The sequence below is a fragment of the Paraburkholderia sp. BR10882 genome (assembly GCF_040948855.1).
GTDB classification, from domain to species: Bacteria; Pseudomonadota; Gammaproteobacteria; order Burkholderiales; family Burkholderiaceae; genus Paraburkholderia; species Paraburkholderia nodosa_A.
Map to the genome: position 1 here is coordinate 454,279 of NZ_JBFPKP010000002.1, position 18,479 is coordinate 472,757.

General features: G+C 65.7%; 17 protein-coding genes. 4 read left to right on the forward strand and 13 right to left on the reverse strand.

Annotated features, from left to right (window positions below; translation table 11 throughout):
- Positions 1–34: 34 nt before the first annotated feature.
- The 6 genes from AB3X99_RS07015 to AB3X99_RS07040 form a co-directional block, all read right to left on the reverse strand.
- A complete protein-coding gene (locus tag AB3X99_RS07015; RefSeq protein ID WP_368616503.1) occupies positions 35–883 on the reverse strand; it encodes an ureidoglycolate lyase in 849 nt (282 codons plus the stop codon).
- A gap of 69 nt (positions 884–952) precedes the next feature.
- Positions 953–1,696: an SDR family oxidoreductase gene (locus AB3X99_RS07020; protein ID WP_069261439.1), complete on the reverse strand. Its 744-nt coding sequence runs from the start codon at positions 1,694–1,696 to the stop codon at positions 953–955.
- 156 nt (positions 1,697–1,852) lie between these two features.
- Positions 1,853–2,737 (reverse strand): amidohydrolase, encoded by an 885-nt coding sequence (locus tag AB3X99_RS07025; protein ID WP_368616504.1) that lies wholly within the window; start codon positions 2,735–2,737, stop codon positions 1,853–1,855.
- Between the two features lie 3 nt (positions 2,738–2,740).
- Positions 2,741–3,778 carry an aldo/keto reductase gene (locus AB3X99_RS07030; protein WP_368616505.1) on the reverse strand — a complete coding sequence of 346 codons (1,038 nt, stop codon included), beginning with the start codon at positions 3,776–3,778 and terminating at the stop codon, positions 2,741–2,743.
- Positions 3,779–3,835: 57 nt separating this feature from the next.
- Complete coding sequence (locus tag AB3X99_RS07035; RefSeq protein WP_368616506.1) at positions 3,836–5,149, reverse strand: UxaA family hydrolase; 1,314 nt, start codon at positions 5,147–5,149, stop codon at positions 3,836–3,838.
- A 42-nt stretch (positions 5,150–5,191) separates the two neighbouring features.
- Positions 5,192–5,521, reverse strand: coding sequence for a UxaA family hydrolase (locus AB3X99_RS07040; RefSeq protein ID WP_069261443.1), 330 nt, complete (start codon positions 5,519–5,521; stop codon positions 5,192–5,194).
- A 202-nt stretch (positions 5,522–5,723) separates the two neighbouring features.
- Between AB3X99_RS07040 and AB3X99_RS07045 the strand changes: the two genes are divergently transcribed.
- Positions 5,724–6,557: an IclR family transcriptional regulator gene (locus AB3X99_RS07045; RefSeq protein WP_368616507.1), complete on the forward strand. Its 834-nt coding sequence runs from the start codon at positions 5,724–5,726 to the stop codon at positions 6,555–6,557.
- Positions 6,558–6,679: 122 nt separating this feature from the next.
- Positions 6,680–7,225 carry a hypothetical protein gene (locus AB3X99_RS07050; protein ID WP_069261444.1) on the forward strand — a complete coding sequence of 182 codons (546 nt, stop codon included), beginning with the start codon at positions 6,680–6,682 and terminating at the stop codon, positions 7,223–7,225.
- Positions 7,226–7,243: 18 nt separating this feature from the next.
- Here AB3X99_RS07050 and AB3X99_RS07055 read toward each other — a convergent pair whose 3' ends face one another.
- The 4 genes from AB3X99_RS07055 to AB3X99_RS07070 all read right to left on the reverse strand — a co-directional run bounded on the left by AB3X99_RS07055 (position 7,244) and on the right by AB3X99_RS07070 (position 12,637).
- Positions 7,244–9,607 carry a GNAT family N-acetyltransferase gene (locus tag AB3X99_RS07055; protein ID WP_368616508.1) on the reverse strand — a complete coding sequence of 788 codons (2,364 nt, stop codon included), beginning with the start codon at positions 9,605–9,607 and terminating at the stop codon, positions 7,244–7,246.
- A gap of 237 nt (positions 9,608–9,844) precedes the next feature.
- Positions 9,845–11,446: a peptide chain release factor 3 gene (locus AB3X99_RS07060; protein WP_069261446.1), complete on the reverse strand. Its 1,602-nt coding sequence runs from the start codon at positions 11,444–11,446 to the stop codon at positions 9,845–9,847.
- Between the two features lie 564 nt (positions 11,447–12,010).
- Complete coding sequence (locus AB3X99_RS07065) at positions 12,011–12,304, reverse strand: H-NS family nucleoid-associated regulatory protein (RefSeq protein ID WP_368616509.1); 294 nt, start codon at positions 12,302–12,304, stop codon at positions 12,011–12,013.
- Positions 12,305–12,409: 105 nt separating this feature from the next.
- Positions 12,410–12,637 carry a hypothetical protein gene (locus AB3X99_RS07070; protein WP_069261448.1) on the reverse strand — a complete coding sequence of 76 codons (228 nt, stop codon included), beginning with the start codon at positions 12,635–12,637 and terminating at the stop codon, positions 12,410–12,412.
- A gap of 384 nt (positions 12,638–13,021) precedes the next feature.
- On the opposite strand from AB3X99_RS07070, the gene AB3X99_RS07075 reads away from it, so the two are divergent.
- The gene (locus tag AB3X99_RS07075) at positions 13,022–14,272 is read left to right on the forward strand and encodes a helix-turn-helix transcriptional regulator (RefSeq protein WP_368616510.1); all 1,251 of its coding nucleotides are present in this window, start codon (positions 13,022–13,024) and stop codon (positions 14,270–14,272) included.
- Between the two features lie 16 nt (positions 14,273–14,288).
- Here the strand turns inward: AB3X99_RS07075 and AB3X99_RS07080 are convergent, their stop codons facing one another.
- Together AB3X99_RS07080 and AB3X99_RS07085 are read right to left on the reverse strand one after the other, a co-directional pair.
- The gene (locus AB3X99_RS07080) at positions 14,289–14,510 is read right to left on the reverse strand and encodes a hypothetical protein (RefSeq protein WP_368604959.1); all 222 of its coding nucleotides are present in this window, start codon (positions 14,508–14,510) and stop codon (positions 14,289–14,291) included.
- Positions 14,511–14,668: 158 nt separating this feature from the next.
- Positions 14,669–15,313, reverse strand: a complete 645-nt coding sequence (locus AB3X99_RS07085) for a BON domain-containing protein (protein WP_368616511.1) — start codon at positions 15,311–15,313, stop codon at positions 14,669–14,671.
- A 193-nt stretch (positions 15,314–15,506) separates the two neighbouring features.
- Between AB3X99_RS07085 and AB3X99_RS07090 the strand changes: the two genes are divergently transcribed.
- Positions 15,507–16,907, forward strand: coding sequence for a GntP family permease (locus AB3X99_RS07090; protein ID WP_368616512.1), 1,401 nt, complete (start codon positions 15,507–15,509; stop codon positions 16,905–16,907).
- 128 nt (positions 16,908–17,035) lie between these two features.
- Here the strand turns inward: AB3X99_RS07090 and AB3X99_RS07095 are convergent, their stop codons facing one another.
- Positions 17,036–18,235, reverse strand: coding sequence for a succinylglutamate desuccinylase/aspartoacylase family protein (locus tag AB3X99_RS07095; RefSeq protein WP_069261453.1), 1,200 nt, complete (start codon positions 18,233–18,235; stop codon positions 17,036–17,038).
- Positions 18,236–18,479 lie beyond the last annotated feature (244 nt).

Sequence of the window (18,479 nt, forward strand, 5' to 3'; positions counted from 1 at the left end):
TCCCCTCGCGCGCTTTTTCGTGCGTCAGGCGCGCTTACTCTGCCGCGCGCGTTTTCTGCTGCTGCTCGCCCAGGCCCTCGATGCCAAGGCGCACCGTCTGCCCCGCCTTCAGGAACACGGGATTCGGCTTCACGCCCATGCCCACGCCCGGCGGCGTGCCGGTGGAGATCACGTCGCCCGGCTGCAGGCTCATGCACTCCGAGAGATAGGAAACCAGCTTCGCGACCGTGAAGATCATCGTGCGCGTGCTGCCGTTCTGGTAGCGATGGCCGTCGACTTCGAGCCACATGGAGAGGTTCTGCGGATCGGCCACTTCGTCGCGCGTGACGAGCCACGGGCCGGTCGGGCCGAAGGTGTCGAAGCCCTTGCCCTTGTCCCACTGGCCGCCGCGCTCGATCTGCCATTCGCGCTCGGACACGTCGTTGATCACGCAGTAGCCCGCCACGTAGTTGAGCGCATCGGCCTCGCTCACGTTCTTTGCGCGCTTGCCGATCACCACGCCCAGTTCCACTTCCCAGTCGGTCTTCTTCGAGCCGCGCGGGATCTCGATGTCGTCGTTCGGGCCGACGATGGCGCTCGTCCACTTGTTGAAGACGACCGGCTCGCTCGGCACCGGCATGCCCGACTCGGCGGCGTGATCGGCATAGTTCAGACCGATGCAGACCATCTTGCCGATGTGGCCCACGCAGGGCCCGATACGCGGATTGCCTTCGACGAGCGGCAGCGTTTCCGGGTCGATCGTGCGCAGTTGCGCGAGGCCGGCGTCCGAGAGCACGTCGCCCGCAATGTCGGCCACGTTGCCCGAGAGCGCGCGAATGCGGCCTTCGGCGTCGAGCAGGCCCGGTTTCTCGTGGCCCTTCGGGCCGTAGCGAAGCAGTTTCATCGTCTGTGTTCCTCGTGTGTCTGTGCGTTGCAGTCGGTCAGAATCGCCTGGGGCGATGGTTCGGGCTAACTAGTTCGACCATCCGCCGTCGATCACATGCGCCTGGCCGGTCGTGAATCCGGATTCGTCGGAAGCGAGGTAGAGCGCGAGCGCCGCGATTTCCTCGGGCTTGCCCACGCGCCCCATCGGCTGGCGCGCGACGAACGCGGCGCGCGCCGCGTCCACGCTCGTGCCCTGCGCCGCCGCCTGCGCGGCGATGCGCTCCTCCAGCGACGGCGACGACACCGTGCCCGGGCAAATCGCATTGCAGCGGACGCCGCGCGTCACGAAGTCCGCGGCCACAGCCTTCGTCAACCCTATCACAGCGGCTTTCGAGGCGCCGTACACGAAGCGGTTGGGCACGCCCTTCACGCTCGACGCCGCCGACGACATGTTGATGATCGACCCGCCGCCCTTCGCCAGCATGCCCGGCAGGAAGGCGCGGATGGTCCGGTACATCGCCTTCGCGTTCAGATCGAACGCGAAGTCCCAGTCTTCTTCGCTCGCTTCCAGGATCGAGCCCGCGTGCACGAAACCCGCGCAGTTGAACAGCACGTCGATCGCGCCCAGTTCCTGCGCGAGCGCCGTGATGGCCGCGCCGTCGAGCACGTCGAGCTTGCGCGCCTCGACCGGCAGCGCTGCCAGCGCGTCGATGCGCAGATCGGTGGCGATCACGCGTGCGCCTTCGCGCGCGAACAGTTCGGCGGCCGCGTAGCCGATGCCCTGGCCCGCCGCGGTAATCAGGGCCGTTTTGCCGGCCAGTCTTTGTACCATCTGCCACTCCAGTTGGAAGCGCGGCACGGCGATACCCCGTATTGCAGCAGGCCCCCATGCCGCGATCGAGCGAAGAAATCGCGGGAAGAAGTTGGGATGACGCAAACGGCCATTATGGCGACGCAGGCGCGCCTCGTGGCGTTCGGCGGACCTTTTCTAACCGGCTGGATGGTCCCCGAGCCCGGATTCAAGCCGATAGAAAGCCGCAGCGTTGCCGCCGAAAACGGCGGCGCGCTCGTCTGCGGAAAGTGCTTGTGTAAGCTGCTGCGCACTCGCGTACCAGCGTGCGTAATCGCCATTGAGGTTCAGCACCGGCCAGTCGCTGCCCCACATGAGGCGTTGCGGCCCGAACTCGGCAAGCAGATGCGCGACCCACGGCGCCAGCGTAGCGTCGTCCCAGCCGGGCGCGGCTTCGGTCGCGAGCCCCGACAGCTTGCAGTGCACGTGCGCAAACTGCGCGAAGCGCGTGATGGCGTGCGCCCACGCCGCAAAGCCGCTCTCGCCGCCCGCCGCGATCGGCGGCTTCGCGCCGTGATCGATCACCACGCGCAGCGCGGGATGCCGCGCGAGGAACGTCGCGAGCGCATCCGCGTGGCGCGTGAATACGAGCGCGTCGAAAGCGAGATCGTGCGCGATGAGCGCTTGCACGCCGCGCGCGGTATCGGCTTTCGCGATCCAGTCGTCGTCGGGCAGATCCTGCAGCATCGGGCGCACGCCGCGCAGCTTGGGCTCGCGCGCGAGTTCGGCGATCAGCGTGGCGACGTGCGGATCGTCCAGCGGGACCCAGCCCACCACGCCCGCAATCGACGGCTCGTTGCGTGCAAGATCGAGCAGCCAGCGTGTTTCCTCGATAGTCGGCGCGGCCTGCACGACCACCGTGCGCGCCACGCCGCACGACGCGCGCAGCGGCGCGAGATCGGCGGGTCCGAACGCGCGATACAGCGCGGTCATCGAAGGCGTGAGCCAGCCGTAGTCGCCGCGTGCCGGGTCCCAATAGTGCTGATGGGCGTCGATCCGTTCGATCGTAGAGATGGTAGTCATGGCTCAAGCCTGCGGAAGCGGCGCGCGCGGATCGAGGAGACCTTTGTCGCGCAGCGCGAGCCACAACTCGCGGGGCAAATTCGTCTCGAACGAGGCGACGTTCTCGCGCACCTCCTGCGGGCTGCGTGCGCCGTTGAGCACCGTCGCCACGGCCGGGTGCGCATAGGGAAACTGCAGCGCCGCCGCCGCGAGCGGGGCGTCGTAGGTCCGGCAGATCGTATCGAGCCGCGCCACGCGTTCGACCACGTCCTGCGGCGCGTCGGCGTAGTTGAATTTGAGTTCGCCGAGCAGTCCGTGCGCGAGAATGCCCGAGTTGAACGCGCCGCCCAGCAGAATGCTCACGCCCTTCTTCTCGCACTCGGGCAGCAGGTCGTCGAGCGGAGCCTGTTCGAGCAGCGTATAGCGGCCCGCCAGCAAAGCGCAGTCGATGTCGAATTCCTGCATCGCCTCGCGTATCACTTCGCGCTCGTTCACGCCGAAGCCGATCGCCTTGATCGCGCCCGCCTTGCGCAATTCGTCGAGCGCCTTGAAGCCGCTGTCGCGCAGTTGCCGCCAGTAGTGCTCGTTGCGCTCGCCGTGCGTGTAGCGGCCGATATCGTGCACGAGCAGGATATCGATATCGACTAAGCCGAGCCGCTGCTGGCTGTCCTCGAACGAACGCAGAATGCCGTCGCGCGTGTAGTCGAAAATCGCTTCGAAGGGCAGTGGGTTTTGCCAGCCCTCGCTGCCGTCGTACTCGTGCGTGCGCGGCACGAAATGGCGGCCCACTTTCGTGGAAATCACGTACTCGTTGCGCGGATAGCGCCGCAGCGCCGCGCCCAGCCGGTGCTCGGCCTTGGTGTGGCCGTAGTGCGGCGCGGTATCGAAAAAGCGGATGCCGGCTTCCCACGCGGCGTCGACGGTGGCTTGCGCCTCTTCTTCGGACAGGTCGCGATACAGGCCGCCGAGCGGCGCGGTGCCTAGACCCAATGCGCTGACTTCGAGCGCCGTGCGGCCGATACGGCGCCTGTGCGCCACCCTGGGATGCTGTTCTTGCGCCATGGCTCGTCTCCTCCTGGAGATGGTTGTTTCCACAACGAAATCATCCGACTGCGCGTTTCAGTTCGCGGCTTCGACGATCGGCACGCGCGCACTGGCGGGCAGGCATGCGGGGCCGACGGGCTCGAAGCGCTTGTACGTGAGGATAAACTCCTGGTGCCCGAGCGTTTCCGACTTCGAACGCTCGCCGCCCGCTACGGCCAGCGTGCGGTCGAACACTTCGCGCCCCACTTCGTCGAGCGTCGCGCGCCCTTCGAGAATGCGGCCCGCGTCCACGTCCATGTCGCCGGCGAGGTTGCGGTAGGTCAGCGGGTTCGCGCACACCTTGATGACCGGCGCAAGCGCAGAGCCCACCACCGACCCGCGCCCTGTCGTAAACAGGATCAGGTGCGCGCCGCACGCGATCAGCTCCGCGATTTCCGCATTGTCGCTGATATTCGGAAAGCCGAAGCGCGGCTCGCCATCGGGCACCACGTCGAGCAGATAGAGACCGCCCGTGGGCGGCACGTCGCCCGGCTTCACGATGCCGACGATCGGCGAGGCGCCGCTTTTTGCATACGCGCCGAGCGACTTCTCTTCCTGCGTGGTGAGGCCGCCGTCCGCGTTGCCGACGGCGAACGAACCGTGGCCCAGAATCGAGTAATAGCGCGCCGCCTTGGCCACGCACGCGACGATCGCCTCGCCCAGTTCGGGTCTTGCGGCGCGGCTTTTCATGTGGAATTCGCAGCCCACCAGCTCGCCGGTTTCCTCGAAAATGCAGGCCGAACCCGCTGCGATCAGCTGATCGAAGGCGCGGCCCACAGCCGGGTTGGCGGTGATCCCGCTCGTGCCGTCCGAGCCGCCGCAAATCGTGCCGACCACGAGTTCATCGAGGCGCATCGGCACTTTCTGTTGCGCGGCGAGTTGCGCACGCGCTTCGCGCACCCAGTCGAGACCGTACTGAATCGTGCTGCGAGTGCCGCCCTTTTCCTGGATCGTCAGGACTTCTACCGGACGGCCGCTCGCGCGCACCTGCTCCACGAGATAGTGCTTGTTCATGCTCTCGCAGCCGAGCGAAACGAACAGCACCGCGCCCACGTTCGGATGCGTGGTGAGCTGCTTCATCATCTTCTCGGCGTAGCTGTTGGGGAAACAGCCCGGAAAACCGATCAGATGCACCGGCTGCGCTTCTGGCTGCTGCAGCGCGGGCGGATCGTCGAACGCGCCAAGGGGCTCGCGGAACTGCGCGACGATTTCTTGCGCCACGTGGTGCGCGCATTCCACGAGATAGGCCACCGCAACCACGTTGCGTATGCCCTTGCGTCCGTCGTTGCGCAGCCAGCCTTGGAGCATGGGCGCGGCGGCTCGTGAAGGGGTGACGTTGCTATCGCTCATAACATGAATCCTGCTCGCGGCGCGTGCCGCATCATGGTGGCGTTACTTGTGCGGCACGAATTCGTGCCCCGCGTCGTGCGTGTAGGTCGGCAAGTAATCGCTTTCCAGGTTGTGCGTGTGCAGATGCTCGCCGCGCGCCACCGGCTCGCTTACGTGGCCGATGCGCGCGCCATAGCGCAGCACCTTCTCGTCTTGTGCGAGCGCGCGGCGCGCCACCTTGTGACCGAGTTCGATCGTCCTGGCGAGCGTCACACGCTCGCCTTCTATCTCTACCGTTTCGCCCGCTGCCAGACGTGCTGCCGCGATCAGGCAGTTGTCCTCGGGCGCGAGCAGAATCAGGCGTGCGTCGGTATGGGGTGCGTTGCCGTTCACAGATCGTCTCCGCGTTTAATCCTGCGCTCTTGTCGCCATCGAGCGAAATGCCGCCGCGCCCGCGACCTGTTGCAACTGCCTTTTCCCAACCTGACGACGCTGGCGTTTATTCACCAGTGAATGCATTATTCATATACGCACATCCCAAGGTCAAGCGATGTGCAGTGCAGCATGGGTCCGTGATTTCCCTGGGGACGATCGAATGGAAAAGAACACGAAGAAGAGTCAGATGGACAACGTGCCCGAGGAAGCCGACGAGAAAGACGACGCCGATCGCTATCGCGCGCCCGCGCTGGACAAGGGGCTCGACATCCTCGAACTGCTTGCGGAACAGCGCGCCGGCCTCACGCGCGCCGAGATCACGAAGGCGCTGGGACGCAACGCGAGCGAGATCTACCGCATGCTGGAGCGGCTCGTCGCGCGGCAATACGTTATCCGTTCGGAAGGCGGCGACCGCTATGCGCTGAGCCTGAAACTCTTCGCGCTCGCGCATCGTCACCCGCCCATGGAGCGCCTGATCTCGGAAGCGCTGCCGCTCATGCAGCGCTTCGCCGACGAAGCCGAACAGTCGTGCCATCTCACCGTCTACGACCGCGGCAACCTGCTCGTGATCGCCCAGGTGGACGGGCCGGGCACATGGGGCATCGCGGTGCGGCTGGGTTCGCGCGTGGGTCTCGTCGACACGAGTTCGGGCCGCACGCTGCTCGCCTGGCAAACGCCGGAGCAGCGCGCGCACATGCTCGCGGAGCATACGAAGGTGAAGGGCGAGGTGGCGATCGATCACGCGGCGCTCGAAGCCGCGTGCAAGCAGGTGCGCGAGGCGGGCTTCTCGCGCAAGGACAGTCAGCAGATTTTCGGCGTGACCGACGTGACGTTTCCGGTGCTCGGGCCTTCGGGTCAGGCGATCGCGGCGCTCACCTGCCCGTTCCTCAAGCGCATCGACGACTATGTCGCGCCCTCGCTCGACGAGGCGACGCAAATGCTGAGCGCGACCGTGCAGACCTTGTCGATGTTTCGCGAGGACGGCGCAGCCTGACGCCCGGTGGACTCAAGCCGACCACGCAAAACGGTTAGAATGGCGGCCCTCTCAAAAAAACCTGTGCGCCGCACGCGCTGCCGCAAACCGGCGGGCAAGCGGCTCACGCGCATTCGAAACCCATGGCGAAACTCCTGACCGATCAAGAATTCCAGCGCTTTTCCGAGCTTCAGCAGAAACAGGCGAGCTTCACGATCTCGGCTGACGAAGCCGACGAGTTGCGCGATATCGTCGCGCGCGCGCAGAAAAAGCGCGACGACCGCGCCGACGCGATGAAGACCGTCGAAACCGCGATCGCGCAATTCGAGATCGCTCCCGAGGAGCTGTTCACGGCCGAGCAGATCGCCGAAGCCGCGCGCAATTTCGGCCTGATTCCGGCCACGCGCAAGGAGCGCGTGCTGCCGCCGTCGCTCACCTTCAACGGCAAGACGCATCAGTGGACCACGCGCGCGCTGCCCGACGAAATCCGCATGCCGCTGTTCGAGGCGTTCCAGGGCGGCCAGTCGGTGAAGGCGTTCATCGCCACGCCCAAGGACGCCGCGCGCTGCGCTGCGACCATCGCGCGGCTGGAGAAGGAAACCGGCGCGCAGTACGGCGAGGCCTGGCTCGAAGAGCTCGCACTCACGCGCGGCCAGATCGACGACGCGCTCGCGAAGCTGGCCGCCTAAGCAGCGAGGTGCGCCGGCTCAGTCGAGCGGCATGCGAAAGCCGACCACGCCCGGGTCTTCCGTGGGCGTGACGGTGAAGCCGCAGGCGCGCGCGAGGCCGATCATCGGCGCGTTCTCGCGCAGCGCCTCGCCGAGCAGCCAGTGCGTGCCGCGCGAGCGCACGTACTCGATGATGCGCGACATCAGCAAGCGGCCAAGGCCCCCGCGCTTGAGATTCGACAGAATCGCGACCGCGAACTCGGCGGTCTCGTTGTCCGGATCGGCCACGGCGCGCACCACGCCCAGCGTGCGCGGCTGGCCGTCCTCGCCATGCACCACCGCAATCAGCGCCATCTCGCGGTCGTAGTCGATTTGCGTCATGCGTGCGAGTTGCGTGTGATCGAAGCTGCGCACCGCCGAGAAGAAGCGCAGGCGCAAGTCGTCGGGTGTCATCGACTCGACGAACGTGCGGTGCATCTCCTCGTCTTCGGGACGGATCGGGCGGATCGTGAGGCGCTCGCCGTGCCAGTCGATGGTTTCTTCCAGACGCCGCGGATACGGCATGATCGCGAAGCGGCTGCGCTTTTCCGCGAGCTGCAGGCAGGGCGCGACGACCACGACCGCCTCGGGCAGCACACGCAGCGTCAGACGCAAGCCCACGATTTCCCGCACCTCGCACACGAACTGCGATAGCTCGGTGAGCGCGGCCAGCGTCGGCTCGGGCGCCGCGTAGCGCGCATAGGGCGAGTGCGCGACGATGTCGCGCGAGAGCACGGGGTTCAGTGGCGGCAGGCTGTACACGCGCAGCGGCGGCGAAAAGTCGTCCGGCGAAGGCGCGGCGAAACGGAACACCGGGCCGAAGTTGTCGTCGTCGCGAAACTCGACCGACACATCCACCACGGGCTTCACACCCGGTTCGTCCTGCGCCTGCGTGACAAGCCCGAACAAGGCCAGCAGTCTGCCCGCCTCCTCCCCTTTCAGTTCCGTGCGCCCGGCCGCCAGCGCCGCGCGCGCTTTGCCCTGCGCGGCCTCGATCGCAGCCGGGCCCTGCGCGGGCATCGTCTCCGGCGTCTGCATCAAGAGCTCGCGGCCCAGCCGGTAATCGACGAGACGGGCGAACGCGCGCGCCAGGCGCCGCGGCGTGGTGTGTACCGGAATGCCGTGCGCGTGCAGTTCGTCGCGCGTGGTTTCGTCCACCCCGCCGAAGAAGCACGCGAGCATGCCGCGATACGCGAAACGCTGTTGCTCGATCAGCGTGCGCGCCACCGCGTCCACCGGCGCGCTGTGGGTGGGCGCGTGCACGACGAACGCCGTGCCGCTCGAGCGGTGCGTGGCGAGCGTTTGCAGCGCGAGGCCGAAGTGCTCGGGCTTCGCGGTGTCGCCGAGCACGAGCGGATTGCCGGCCTGCGCGTGCGGCAGCGCGGCCTGGACGGCCGCCAGCGCTTCGTCGTTCCAGCGGGCGAGCGTGTCGCCGGCTTTCATGAAGGCGTCGCGCGCAAGTGTCGCCACGCCGCGGTCGCTCGTGATGAGCGTGGCTGTGTCGCTCGCGGCCACGCGGCCCACGCCGAGCGTTTCGATTTCGTCGAGCAGGTCGTCGAGCGTGTCGACGCGCACGAGACCCGCGCGCCGGAACGCCGCCGTGTAGAGCGCATCGCCCTTGTCGTCGCGGCCGCTTCTCAGCGCGAGCACAGGCTTGTTGCGCGCCGCCGCGCGCGCCGCCGACATGAACTTGCGCGCCGCGCGGATCGTGTCCACTTCGAGCAGGATCGCGCGCGTGCTCGGGTCGCTCGCGAGGTAGTCGAGCACGTCGCCCACGTCGACGTCGGCTTCGTCGCCGAGCGCGATCACGTGCGAAAAGCCCAGGCCGCGCGGCGCGGCCCAGCGCAGCACCGCGTTGGTGAGCGCGTTGGACTGCGACACCCAGGCCACGCCGCCCTTGCGCGCAATCGACGCTGCCGCGCCCAGCTGCGCGTTGAGCGCGGGCGTGAGCGCGCCGAGACTGCCGGGGCCGACGATGCGCAGCAGATGCGGGCGCGCCGCCGCCAGTGCGTGGCGCAGGTCGGCCTGATCGGCCTCGTCGCTCGCCTCGCCGACGATGATCGCCGCGCGCGTGCCCATGCCGCCCAAGCGATGCACGAGCGCGGGCCACGTGGCGGGCCGCGTGCAGATGATCGCGACGCCGGGCGCCTCGGGCAGGTCGCTTGCGTCGGCGAGCACGGGCCGGCCGTCGAAGGCTTCGAAGTCGCCCGCATGGCGCGGATTGACGGCCCACAGCGGGCTCGTGAAGCCGCCTTCGATCAGCCGCCGCCATACCATGCTGCCGATGCTGCCGGGGCGCTGCGAAGCGCCGATCACGGCCACGGATTTCGGCTGGAACACTGCATCGAGATTGCGTACGGTCACAGGCACTCCTCGTCGGTCGGACAGGCGCTTGCCATAGAGGCGAACGCCGGTTTGTCGTCTTTTACCGTTACGAGAAGAGGATAGGGCAAGCGCGCAGGCGCTGCGCGTATTTCGCCCGGCGCCTATGAGCGCAGATGCGGCGGCATGGCGCCGCACGCCGCCCTGGGCGTGTGGCACCACGATGCGCGAGAAGGACTTTGCCTGGTTTGTGAACGCGGCGCGAGCGCGCCGTGTGTGTTACATCGACTTGCGGAACGGCGCGCCCGAATGCTCGCGCAGCTCGTTGAACACGATCTTCGGCCACGCCTTTTGCGCGACCTCGATTTCGGAGACGTGCGAGGCGAGATAGGTCGGCGCGTTCGACGCGTCGTAGGCCATGCGGGCCTCGTACGAATCGGTGAAGCGGCGCAGCTCGGCGGGATCGTCGCAGGTCACCCAGCGCGAGAGGCGATAGCGCGCGGGCATCAGGCGCACGGCAACCTTGTACTCGGCCGCGAGGCGGTGCGACACCACTTCGAACTGCAGCTGGCCGACCGCGCCCAGGATCGTCGCGCCGCCGTGGATCGGGCGGAACACCTGGATCGCGCCCTCTTCGCCAAGCTGCTTGAGCGCTTCGCCCAGTTGCTTCGCGCGCATCGGATCGACCACTTCGATGGTCTGGAAGATTTCCGGCGCGAAGAACGGCAGACCCGTGAATTGCAGGTCTTCGCCTTCGGTGAGCGTGTCGCCGAGGCTCAGCGTGCCGTGGTTAGGAATACCGATGATGTCGCCAGGGTATGCCTCGGCGACAGTCTCGCGGCGCTGCGACAGGAAGCTCACCACGTTGTTCGCGCGGAAGGTCTTGTTGTTGCGCGTGACCTTCAGCTGCATGCCGCGCTCGAAATGGCCCGAACACACGCGGATGAACGCCACGCGGTCGCGGTGCGCGAGGTCCATGTTGGCCTGCACCTTGAACACGACGCCCGTGAACTTCGGCTCTTCTGGCGAGACCGGTCGCTGCACGGCCATCCGCGGCGACGGCGGCGGCGCGAGATCGACCAGCGCGTCGAGAATTTCCTTCACGCCGAAGTTGTTGATCGCCGAGCCGAACAGCACCGGCGACTGCTCGCCCGCGAGGAAGGCGTCGCGATCGAAGGTGGGCGTCGCGCCCGTGATCAGCTCGACTTCTTCCTTGGTGCGCTTCCAGTGATAGCCGAAGCGCGCTTCGCCATCGGCGTCGCTGATGTGCTGCAGCGTTTCCACCGCGCCGCCCAGCGACTCCTGACCCGCGCGGAACACGCGTACCTGGTCGCGCTGGATGTCGTACACGCCCTGGAACTCCTTGCCCATGCCGATGGGCCAGGTGAACGGCACGGCGGCCACGCCCAGGTGCTGCTCGATTTCGTCGAGCAGGTCGAGCGGCTCGCGCACTTCGCGGTCGAGCTTGTTGATGAACGTGAGAATGGGCGTCTTGCGGCTGCGGCAGACTTCGAGCAGCTTGAGCGTTTGCGCTTCCACGCCGTTCGCGCCGTCGATCACCATCACGGCGGCGTCGACCGCCGTGAGCACGCGGTACGTGTCTTCCGAGAAGTCCTCGTGGCCCGGCGTGTCGAGCAGATTGATGACCGCGTCGCCGTACTCGAACTGCATGACCGAACTGGCGACCGAGATGCCACGCTGCTTTTCGATCTCCATCCAGTCGGAGGTCGCGAAGCGGCCGCTCTTCTTGCCCTTCACGGTGCCCGCGATCTGGATCGCGCCCGAAAACAGCAGCAGCTTTTCGGTGAGCGTGGTCTTGCCCGCGTCCGGGTGAGAAATGACCGCGAACGTGCGGCGGCGTCTGAGTTCGGCTACTGACATGGATAGGGCGGGTATCACAGATGAATTCGGGCAACCGGGCCGCGCGGCGGGGGTTGCGGCGAGCGCGGCGGCGCTTGCGGGCGCGTTTTCAAGCAACGCTTACGGCGCGTGCGGCGAGCAGTGCGCTGCCTGCGACGCACGGCAAATAGCACGAGCGATCGGGAATGTCCCGCGGATGCCCGCGCAAAAAAGCGAAAAGGCGCCGGGACCGAATGATACACGGCATTCGCCCCGCCGACTAAAGGTTTGATGGGGTTCGAACGGGTTAGACGCGCTGGTTCGCGCCGCGTTGGCAAAGGTGAGCTTTTACAGGACCTCGATGCGAGCGCACCGTCGACAGCTTCGTGCACCCGCCGCGCTCGCGCGACGCCCCCGTTTTCACGAGAATTTCCTTTCGCCACAGACATGCAAGCGCTGCGTGAGCGTCCTGGTCCCGCTCGTTGCGGCATGCCGCTGCGCGCCGCGCGGGACCTGAGGTGAGCTTTTTCGGGACTCGATACGGTGCGGCCGTCACGGCGGGTGCTGCGCATCCCCTGGTGCAACGGCCTGGCAGGAATTGGCCCGTTATTCCTTGATGAGGAAGCGTTCGCGGTTCTTGCCCGCCAGCCAGCCCGGCGCGCGGCCACGGCCGCTCCAGGTATCGCCGGTTTTCGGGTTCATGTAGCGGGCCGGCAGCGCCTTCTTGCGCGCGGGGCCTGCACGTCGGCTCGTGAAGCCCAGTTCTTCCGCGGTGATGTCGTACTCCGCGATTTTTTCCTTGATCTCGGCGATCGCCTGGTCAATTTCCTTTTCACGCGCCGCAGCCACTTCCTTGTGAAGCTTCTCCAGCTGGGCGGTCAGTTGCTTGTAGCTCGGCATGAAAACGCATCTCCAGTTCGGTCAAGAGAGTGCCATTGTGACCGGTTTGGAGCCCGTGCGACGATGCAGGCGCGCATTTTTACAACGCTATCGCAAACGTTGGCGTTACCGTTCGCGTTGCCCAAGCGATTCGTGCGACAGACGGCTTTCGAGCGCGCGCAGCGCTTCGTTGAGCCGCTTCACGCGCTGCACCTGCGAAGGCACGAGGTTCTCGCCGGAAACCGACTCGAGCCGGCCGCGCCAATAAGAGAGCGGAATACGGTCGCGCCCCGAGAGCCGCCCGATGATATGTTCGAGATGCTCAATGTCCTTTTCGAGTTGGTGATGATTCATCGCTGCCCCCGGTAATGACAAGTTTTATCGAGCGCGCACAAATAGCGCGCACTCACTTTCGTCGCATCGCCGCTTTTCCGCACGCCGCGGATAATCGGTCGGTTTGGTAATCGCGCCGGCTGACTGTGCTAAATGCACGCCGCAGCGGATTGACTGCTTTTGTTCGTACTGTCAGACCAGAATAAAGCCAGCGCGACCGGCTATCCGTTGGATACCGCACGGAATTCCAGAGGCCGCTCGTCCACGCTCGCGGTTGTATCCGCATCCATATCGAAAGGCAGATTAACGGGGGCTATTGCGCCTGTATATTCCTCAATTGTGGAACGCTATGCGGAGCGCATTTTGCTGCCATCAGTCTTTCACAATACGAACAACGAGAATGGCGTGAAAACAAACGAATCACAATACGATCGCCTGCTGCACCTTATTTACGACACCCTCGATAATCCTTGCGCCTGGAAGGATTTTTGCGCGCAATTGCGCGAAGCGACTGGAGTGGCGTCAGTTCATCTGTATGCCTTTGACCGGCAGCGCGATCTATTTTCCTGGAGCGACGGTTTCGCACTCACCGCCGCGGAACCGCTGGAGCGCATCCGGCCGCTGTACCGCGACGATGTGCGCCTGGCATGGCTGCGCGCTTACCCGCCGGGCAAGTGGCTGCATTGCGGCATCGAGCTCGACTGCGCGGACGGCGACTGCGCAGCCGGGTTCGAGCTCTGCCCGCTCGAGGCAGGCCATCGCTACGCGGCGCTGTGCAAGCTGATCGAACAGAACGGGCTCGCCGTTATGCTCGCGTGCCGCGTGGACGCCCAGGCCGGGCCGCTCCCGGGCGAGCACCGCGAGCTGCTCGAGCGGCTCACGCCGCACCTCGTGCGCGCGGTGCGCCTGTACCTGCGCCGCTTTGCCTTGAACGCCGACACGCTTGCAAACCGCTCACGTCCGCCAGCCATGCTCGTGAGCGCGCTGGGCGAGGTGCTCCATAGCAACGAGGCCGCACAGCGGCTCCTGAAGGCGACCTCGCTCGTGCGGGTGCGCGGTCGGCGCATCACGCTCGCGGCGCCCTATCACGCGCGCCTGCTCGAGGACATCGCCGTGAGCGAGGCGCGCCTGCGCAACCGCATGAGCGGCGCGCGGGCTGCGGCGGCGCGCTTTCGCGCGTTGCGTATCGTAGGGGCCGCCGACGGCACGCTCGCGCCGGATGCGCCCGATGCTGCGGCCGCAACGGACCCGCACGGCCAAACCCATGATGGGCGGGGCCGCGCGCAGGCCTCGGCGAGCCAGCAGGAGGTGCTCTACGCGTTCTACAACGTGGTGACGGCCGACGACGCCTCGGCCGCGGAATTGCGCGCTTTCGCGGCGCTGACCTTCTATCACCCGCGCTCCGCGCCGCTGGTCGACGAGCGGGTACTCGCGACGGCCTTCGATCTCTCGCCGGCCGAATGCCGTATTGCGCTGCTGCTTGCGGAAGGTCTCACGCAAAAGGAAATCGCCGCGCACGTCGGCGTGAAGCACGACACCGTGCGCAAACAATTGCAATCGATCTTTCAGAAGACGGCGACGCGCCGCCAGCCCGACCTGCTGCGCCTTTTGCTGAACCTGCCGGCGCGCGGACCGAGCGCCGCCGCCGAGGGCTGAGCGGCGCGCGAGAGGCTTATTGGGCCTTGCGGCAGGCGAACACGAGCGTGTAGTTGCCGTTGTCGGTCGAGGTCGCGACGGTGTCGTAGCCTGCGCCGGCGCAACGGGCACGCGCCTGCTGCGCGCAGGAATCGCGATCGCCCGAGGCCGGGCATTGCACCTGGATCGTCGGACGGCCGTCCGACAGGAACAGCGGCGGCCCGCTGCTGCACGCAGCCAGCCCTGCGATCAAGGTCAACGCACACGCCGCGAACGGCAATCTGTGCAAACGGAACAACGACGAACCAGGACGAGTCATTTGGAGCACCCCAACGGGCTTCTAGTTTTTCGACGTTGCGATTGTGCCACGCCGCGAGCCATGTGCGATGCATCGCCGCGAGCGCCGCGTGCAAGCGCTCAGGGCGCGGTCGAGAGCGTCTTGTACGGCAGCGCGCCTTGCGGGTCCGAACTCACGCGTACGAAGACCTGCTCGACGTCGGGAATCGCGGCGAGCCGGCGCTCGAGCGCCGCACTGTCGAAGCCAGGGCCCGCGCAGCCCTCCGCGTAGACGAAACGGCGCTGCACCGTGATCCAGATGCTCGTGCCCGCAAACAGGGCATCGCCTTGCAGTTGCTGGCGAATCGCCGCTGCAATGTCCGCATCGTAGAGATACGAGTTCGGCTTCGAGCACTTGTGCGCGAGCCAGCAGGTCGTGCCGCGCTCCACGCGATAGTGGGCGTCGTCGTCGGCTTCGGCTTTCGTCATCAGCGGGCCGAGCGGCTGCGGACAGGCGCTGATCGCGTTCGACAGCGCGAAGAACGGGTCGTTGTACCAGTTCTTGCGCTGGGTATCCGGCGCGTTCGTCGTGTTCTCGGCCTTTGAGCCGGGCGCGGAAGCGCCGGCTTGCGATTGTGCGAACGCTGCGCCCGCCCAAATGCCCGCCCAAATGCCCGCCCAGATGCCCGCAAAAGCGCCCACGCAAACAAGCGCCGCCGCAAGCCGCGCTGTCTGCACCGCCCGCACGCGCCACGCACCTGGCCCGCCATTACCGATTGCACTCATTGACTGGCACCTCTGCGGCTCGCTCTTCTGCGCAACGATAGGACCGAGCGGCCACGCTCGCAATAACGAGATAAATCCTTTCGTTACAATCGCTGCGACGCACCACGGCCTCGCCGCACGAAAGGACGCAGCGAAAGCCATCACACACGCAGCAAGCTGAATCGCGCAACGCGATCGATCCGCAGGAGACTCCATGTCGTTTGTTATCGTTCTCGCCGCCCTCGCGTTCCTCATGCTTGCCGCGTACCGCGGCTACAGCGTGATTCTCTTCGCGCCCATCGCCGCGCTCGCCGCGGTCCTCCTCACCGAACCCGCCGCTGTTGCACCCGTCTTCTCGGGCATCTTCATGGAAAAGATGGTGGGCTTCGTGAAGCTCTACTTTCCTGTGTTCCTGCTCGGCGCGGTATTTGGCAAGGTGATCGAACTATCGGGATTTTCCGAGGCAATCGTGCACGCCGCCATCCGCTATATCGGCCGCTCGCGCGCCAACGCCGTGATCGTCGCCGTCTGCGCGCTGCTCACTTACGGCGGCGTTTCGCTCTTCGTAGTGGTGTTCGCCGTCTACCCGTTCGCCGCCGAACTCTATCGCCAGAGCGATATTCCGAAGCGCCTCATGCCGGGCGCCATCGCGCTCGGCGCCTTTTCGTTCACGATGGATTCGCTGCCCGGCACGCCGCAGATCCAGAACATCATTCCCACCACGTTCTTCAAGACCACCTCGTGGGCCGCGCCTGCGCTCGGCGTGACCGGTTCGCTCTTCATCATCGTGGTGGGCCTCTCGTACCTCGAATGGCGCCGCCGCAGCGCGATGTCGAAAGGCGAAGGCTACGGCACCTCGCTCGTGAACGAGCCGGAACACGTGAAAACCGAGCACCTGCCCAACCCGCTGCTCGCCGTCGCGCCGCTCGTGCTGGTGGGCGTGGCGAACTTCCTGCTCACGCACTGGATTCCCGTCTGGTACGGCGACACCGTGACCGTGCCGCCCGAAGTGCTGCCCGGCATTCATACGCCGGTCACGGCCACCGTCAAGCAGGTCGTGGCGATCTGGGCGGTTCAGGGCGCGCTGCTCGCGGGTATCGTGCTCGTGATCGTCACGGCGTTCGGCCGCGTGAAAGACCGCTTCGCGAACGGCACGAAGGCGGCCGTGGCCGGGGCGCTGCTGGCTTCGATGAATACCGCCTCGGAATACGGCTTCGGCGGTGTGATTGCGGCGCTGCCCGGATTCATCGTCGTGAGCGATGCGCTCAAGAGCATTCCGAATCCGCTCGTGAACGCCGCCATTTCGGTGAGCGCGCTCGCGGGTATCACGGGGTCGGCATCGGGCGGCATGAGCATCGCGCTCGCGGCCATGTCGGATCTCTTCATCAAAAACGCACAGGCAGCGCATATTCCGATGGAAGTGCTGCACCGCGTGGTGGCCATGGCCAGCGGCGGCATGGACACGCTGCCGCACAATGGCGCGGTCATCACGCTGCTCGCGGTTACGGGGCTCACGCACCGCGAGTCGTATCGGGACATTTTTGCGGTGACGGTGATCAAGACGCTGGCCGTCTTCTTCGTCATCGCTGTGTACTATGCGACGGGGATTGTTTGACGTGGGGTGCTCGCAGCGGCACTGGTGAAACAACTTGAGTTTTTCTTTCTACGGAAACTCAAGTTGCAGCGTGTCCATATCATCCGAAACAAGGGCGGCAAACTCGTGCCGCCCTGCCCGACCCGATTTCATTCAGAAAAGTCCTCCGGAATTTCCTTTGCCGCGCTCTGATAAAGAATCATCACGAGCGGAATTCTGGGCTCTGCCGTGGCGTCGGTTCGTCGTCCCGTCACCTCGCCCGTGACTTCGGTCGTATACTCCGCGACCACTTCGCCAAAGGTATTGCGCTGGATTGCCACTTTCTGGCCCGCGTTGACCTTGTCATTGACTTTGACCAGCAGTTCGACGAATCCACCGTGCGTCGACATGACTGAGTGGCCGCTGTTGCCGACGAAGGTCCCGACGTCTCGCCCAGTGCGCCCCATCGGACCCGATACGATGTTGTAGCGCTTGAGCACGTTCATCGTGCCTTCGACGAACGACGGAATCATGTCGAAATCGAAAACGCGCGCGGAACCGATCTCGGGCGTGATTGCGGGAATCCCCACGTTGATGAATGCATTGGCAAGCAGCGTGGGATAGGCGGGGTTGTCGAAGATTTGCTTGATCGGAAAAAGCTCCGCCATGGCTCGCGCCTCCGGCAATTCCATTCTGGCCAGATTGAAGGACGTCAAATCCATGCCGGTCGTGGCCGTATGAAAATCGAGTGCGTAGTCGGTGTTCGGCCTCAACAGCCGGTTGAACAGCAGTCCCGCATGCCGGCTCGGCGCGCTGCCGCCATTCTCGTTGCCCGGCCATTCGCGGTTGATGTCGATGAGGCCGATTCCAAGTGCGGAATTGGGCCATCTGCGCTCCATGGCCTCGAGCGCGGGGCGCGATACGTCGAGCACCGCCAGCACGGTGCCTGACATCTGCGCGGGGTCGAGCTGGCTTATCACGCTGTGGATGGTATGCACGGGGCTCATTTCATCGCCATGCACCCCGCTGATCAGCGCGACGCGCTTGCCCGGCTTCGCACCGTGGACAACGATCACCGACACATACCAGTTCTGCCCCGTCGGCATTTGCACGCCCTGAAAGTAGAACTTGTGTGTCTTGCCACGCTCGAGGTCGCCGACGTCGAGCGCGCTGATGACCTTCTTTGCCTGGATCACATCGCCGGTATAAACCGTCCCCGTCCCTTGCGGGCCCCCGGCGGTCGGCGCATTGGCGCCTTGGGCATTTGCGGCCTCGCTTTGCGAGACCAATGCGGATGTTGCGCCGACCAGCGCAACGGCCTTCTTCATGAAGTCGCGACGAGCGACAACATCTTCCGATTCGTCTTGCATGATGGCGAGGTCCTGACGTAGTGGGGAGAGATCAGTCAACGGCGCCTCACGGATTACCGGTTACCGCGAATGGCATTGCGATAATGCCGGCTACGCTGGCGGCCGCCAGGCACTCTGTGGGGACTCGTGCCGCCGCCGATTACGGCGACTGTCGGTCAGTTCAGAACATCTGCTAACGTCTGCATTCGTTTCCGGCTAGTGACTTCGAACAGGCCTCCTGCTCAGCCTTTCGAAGCTCGCCGCC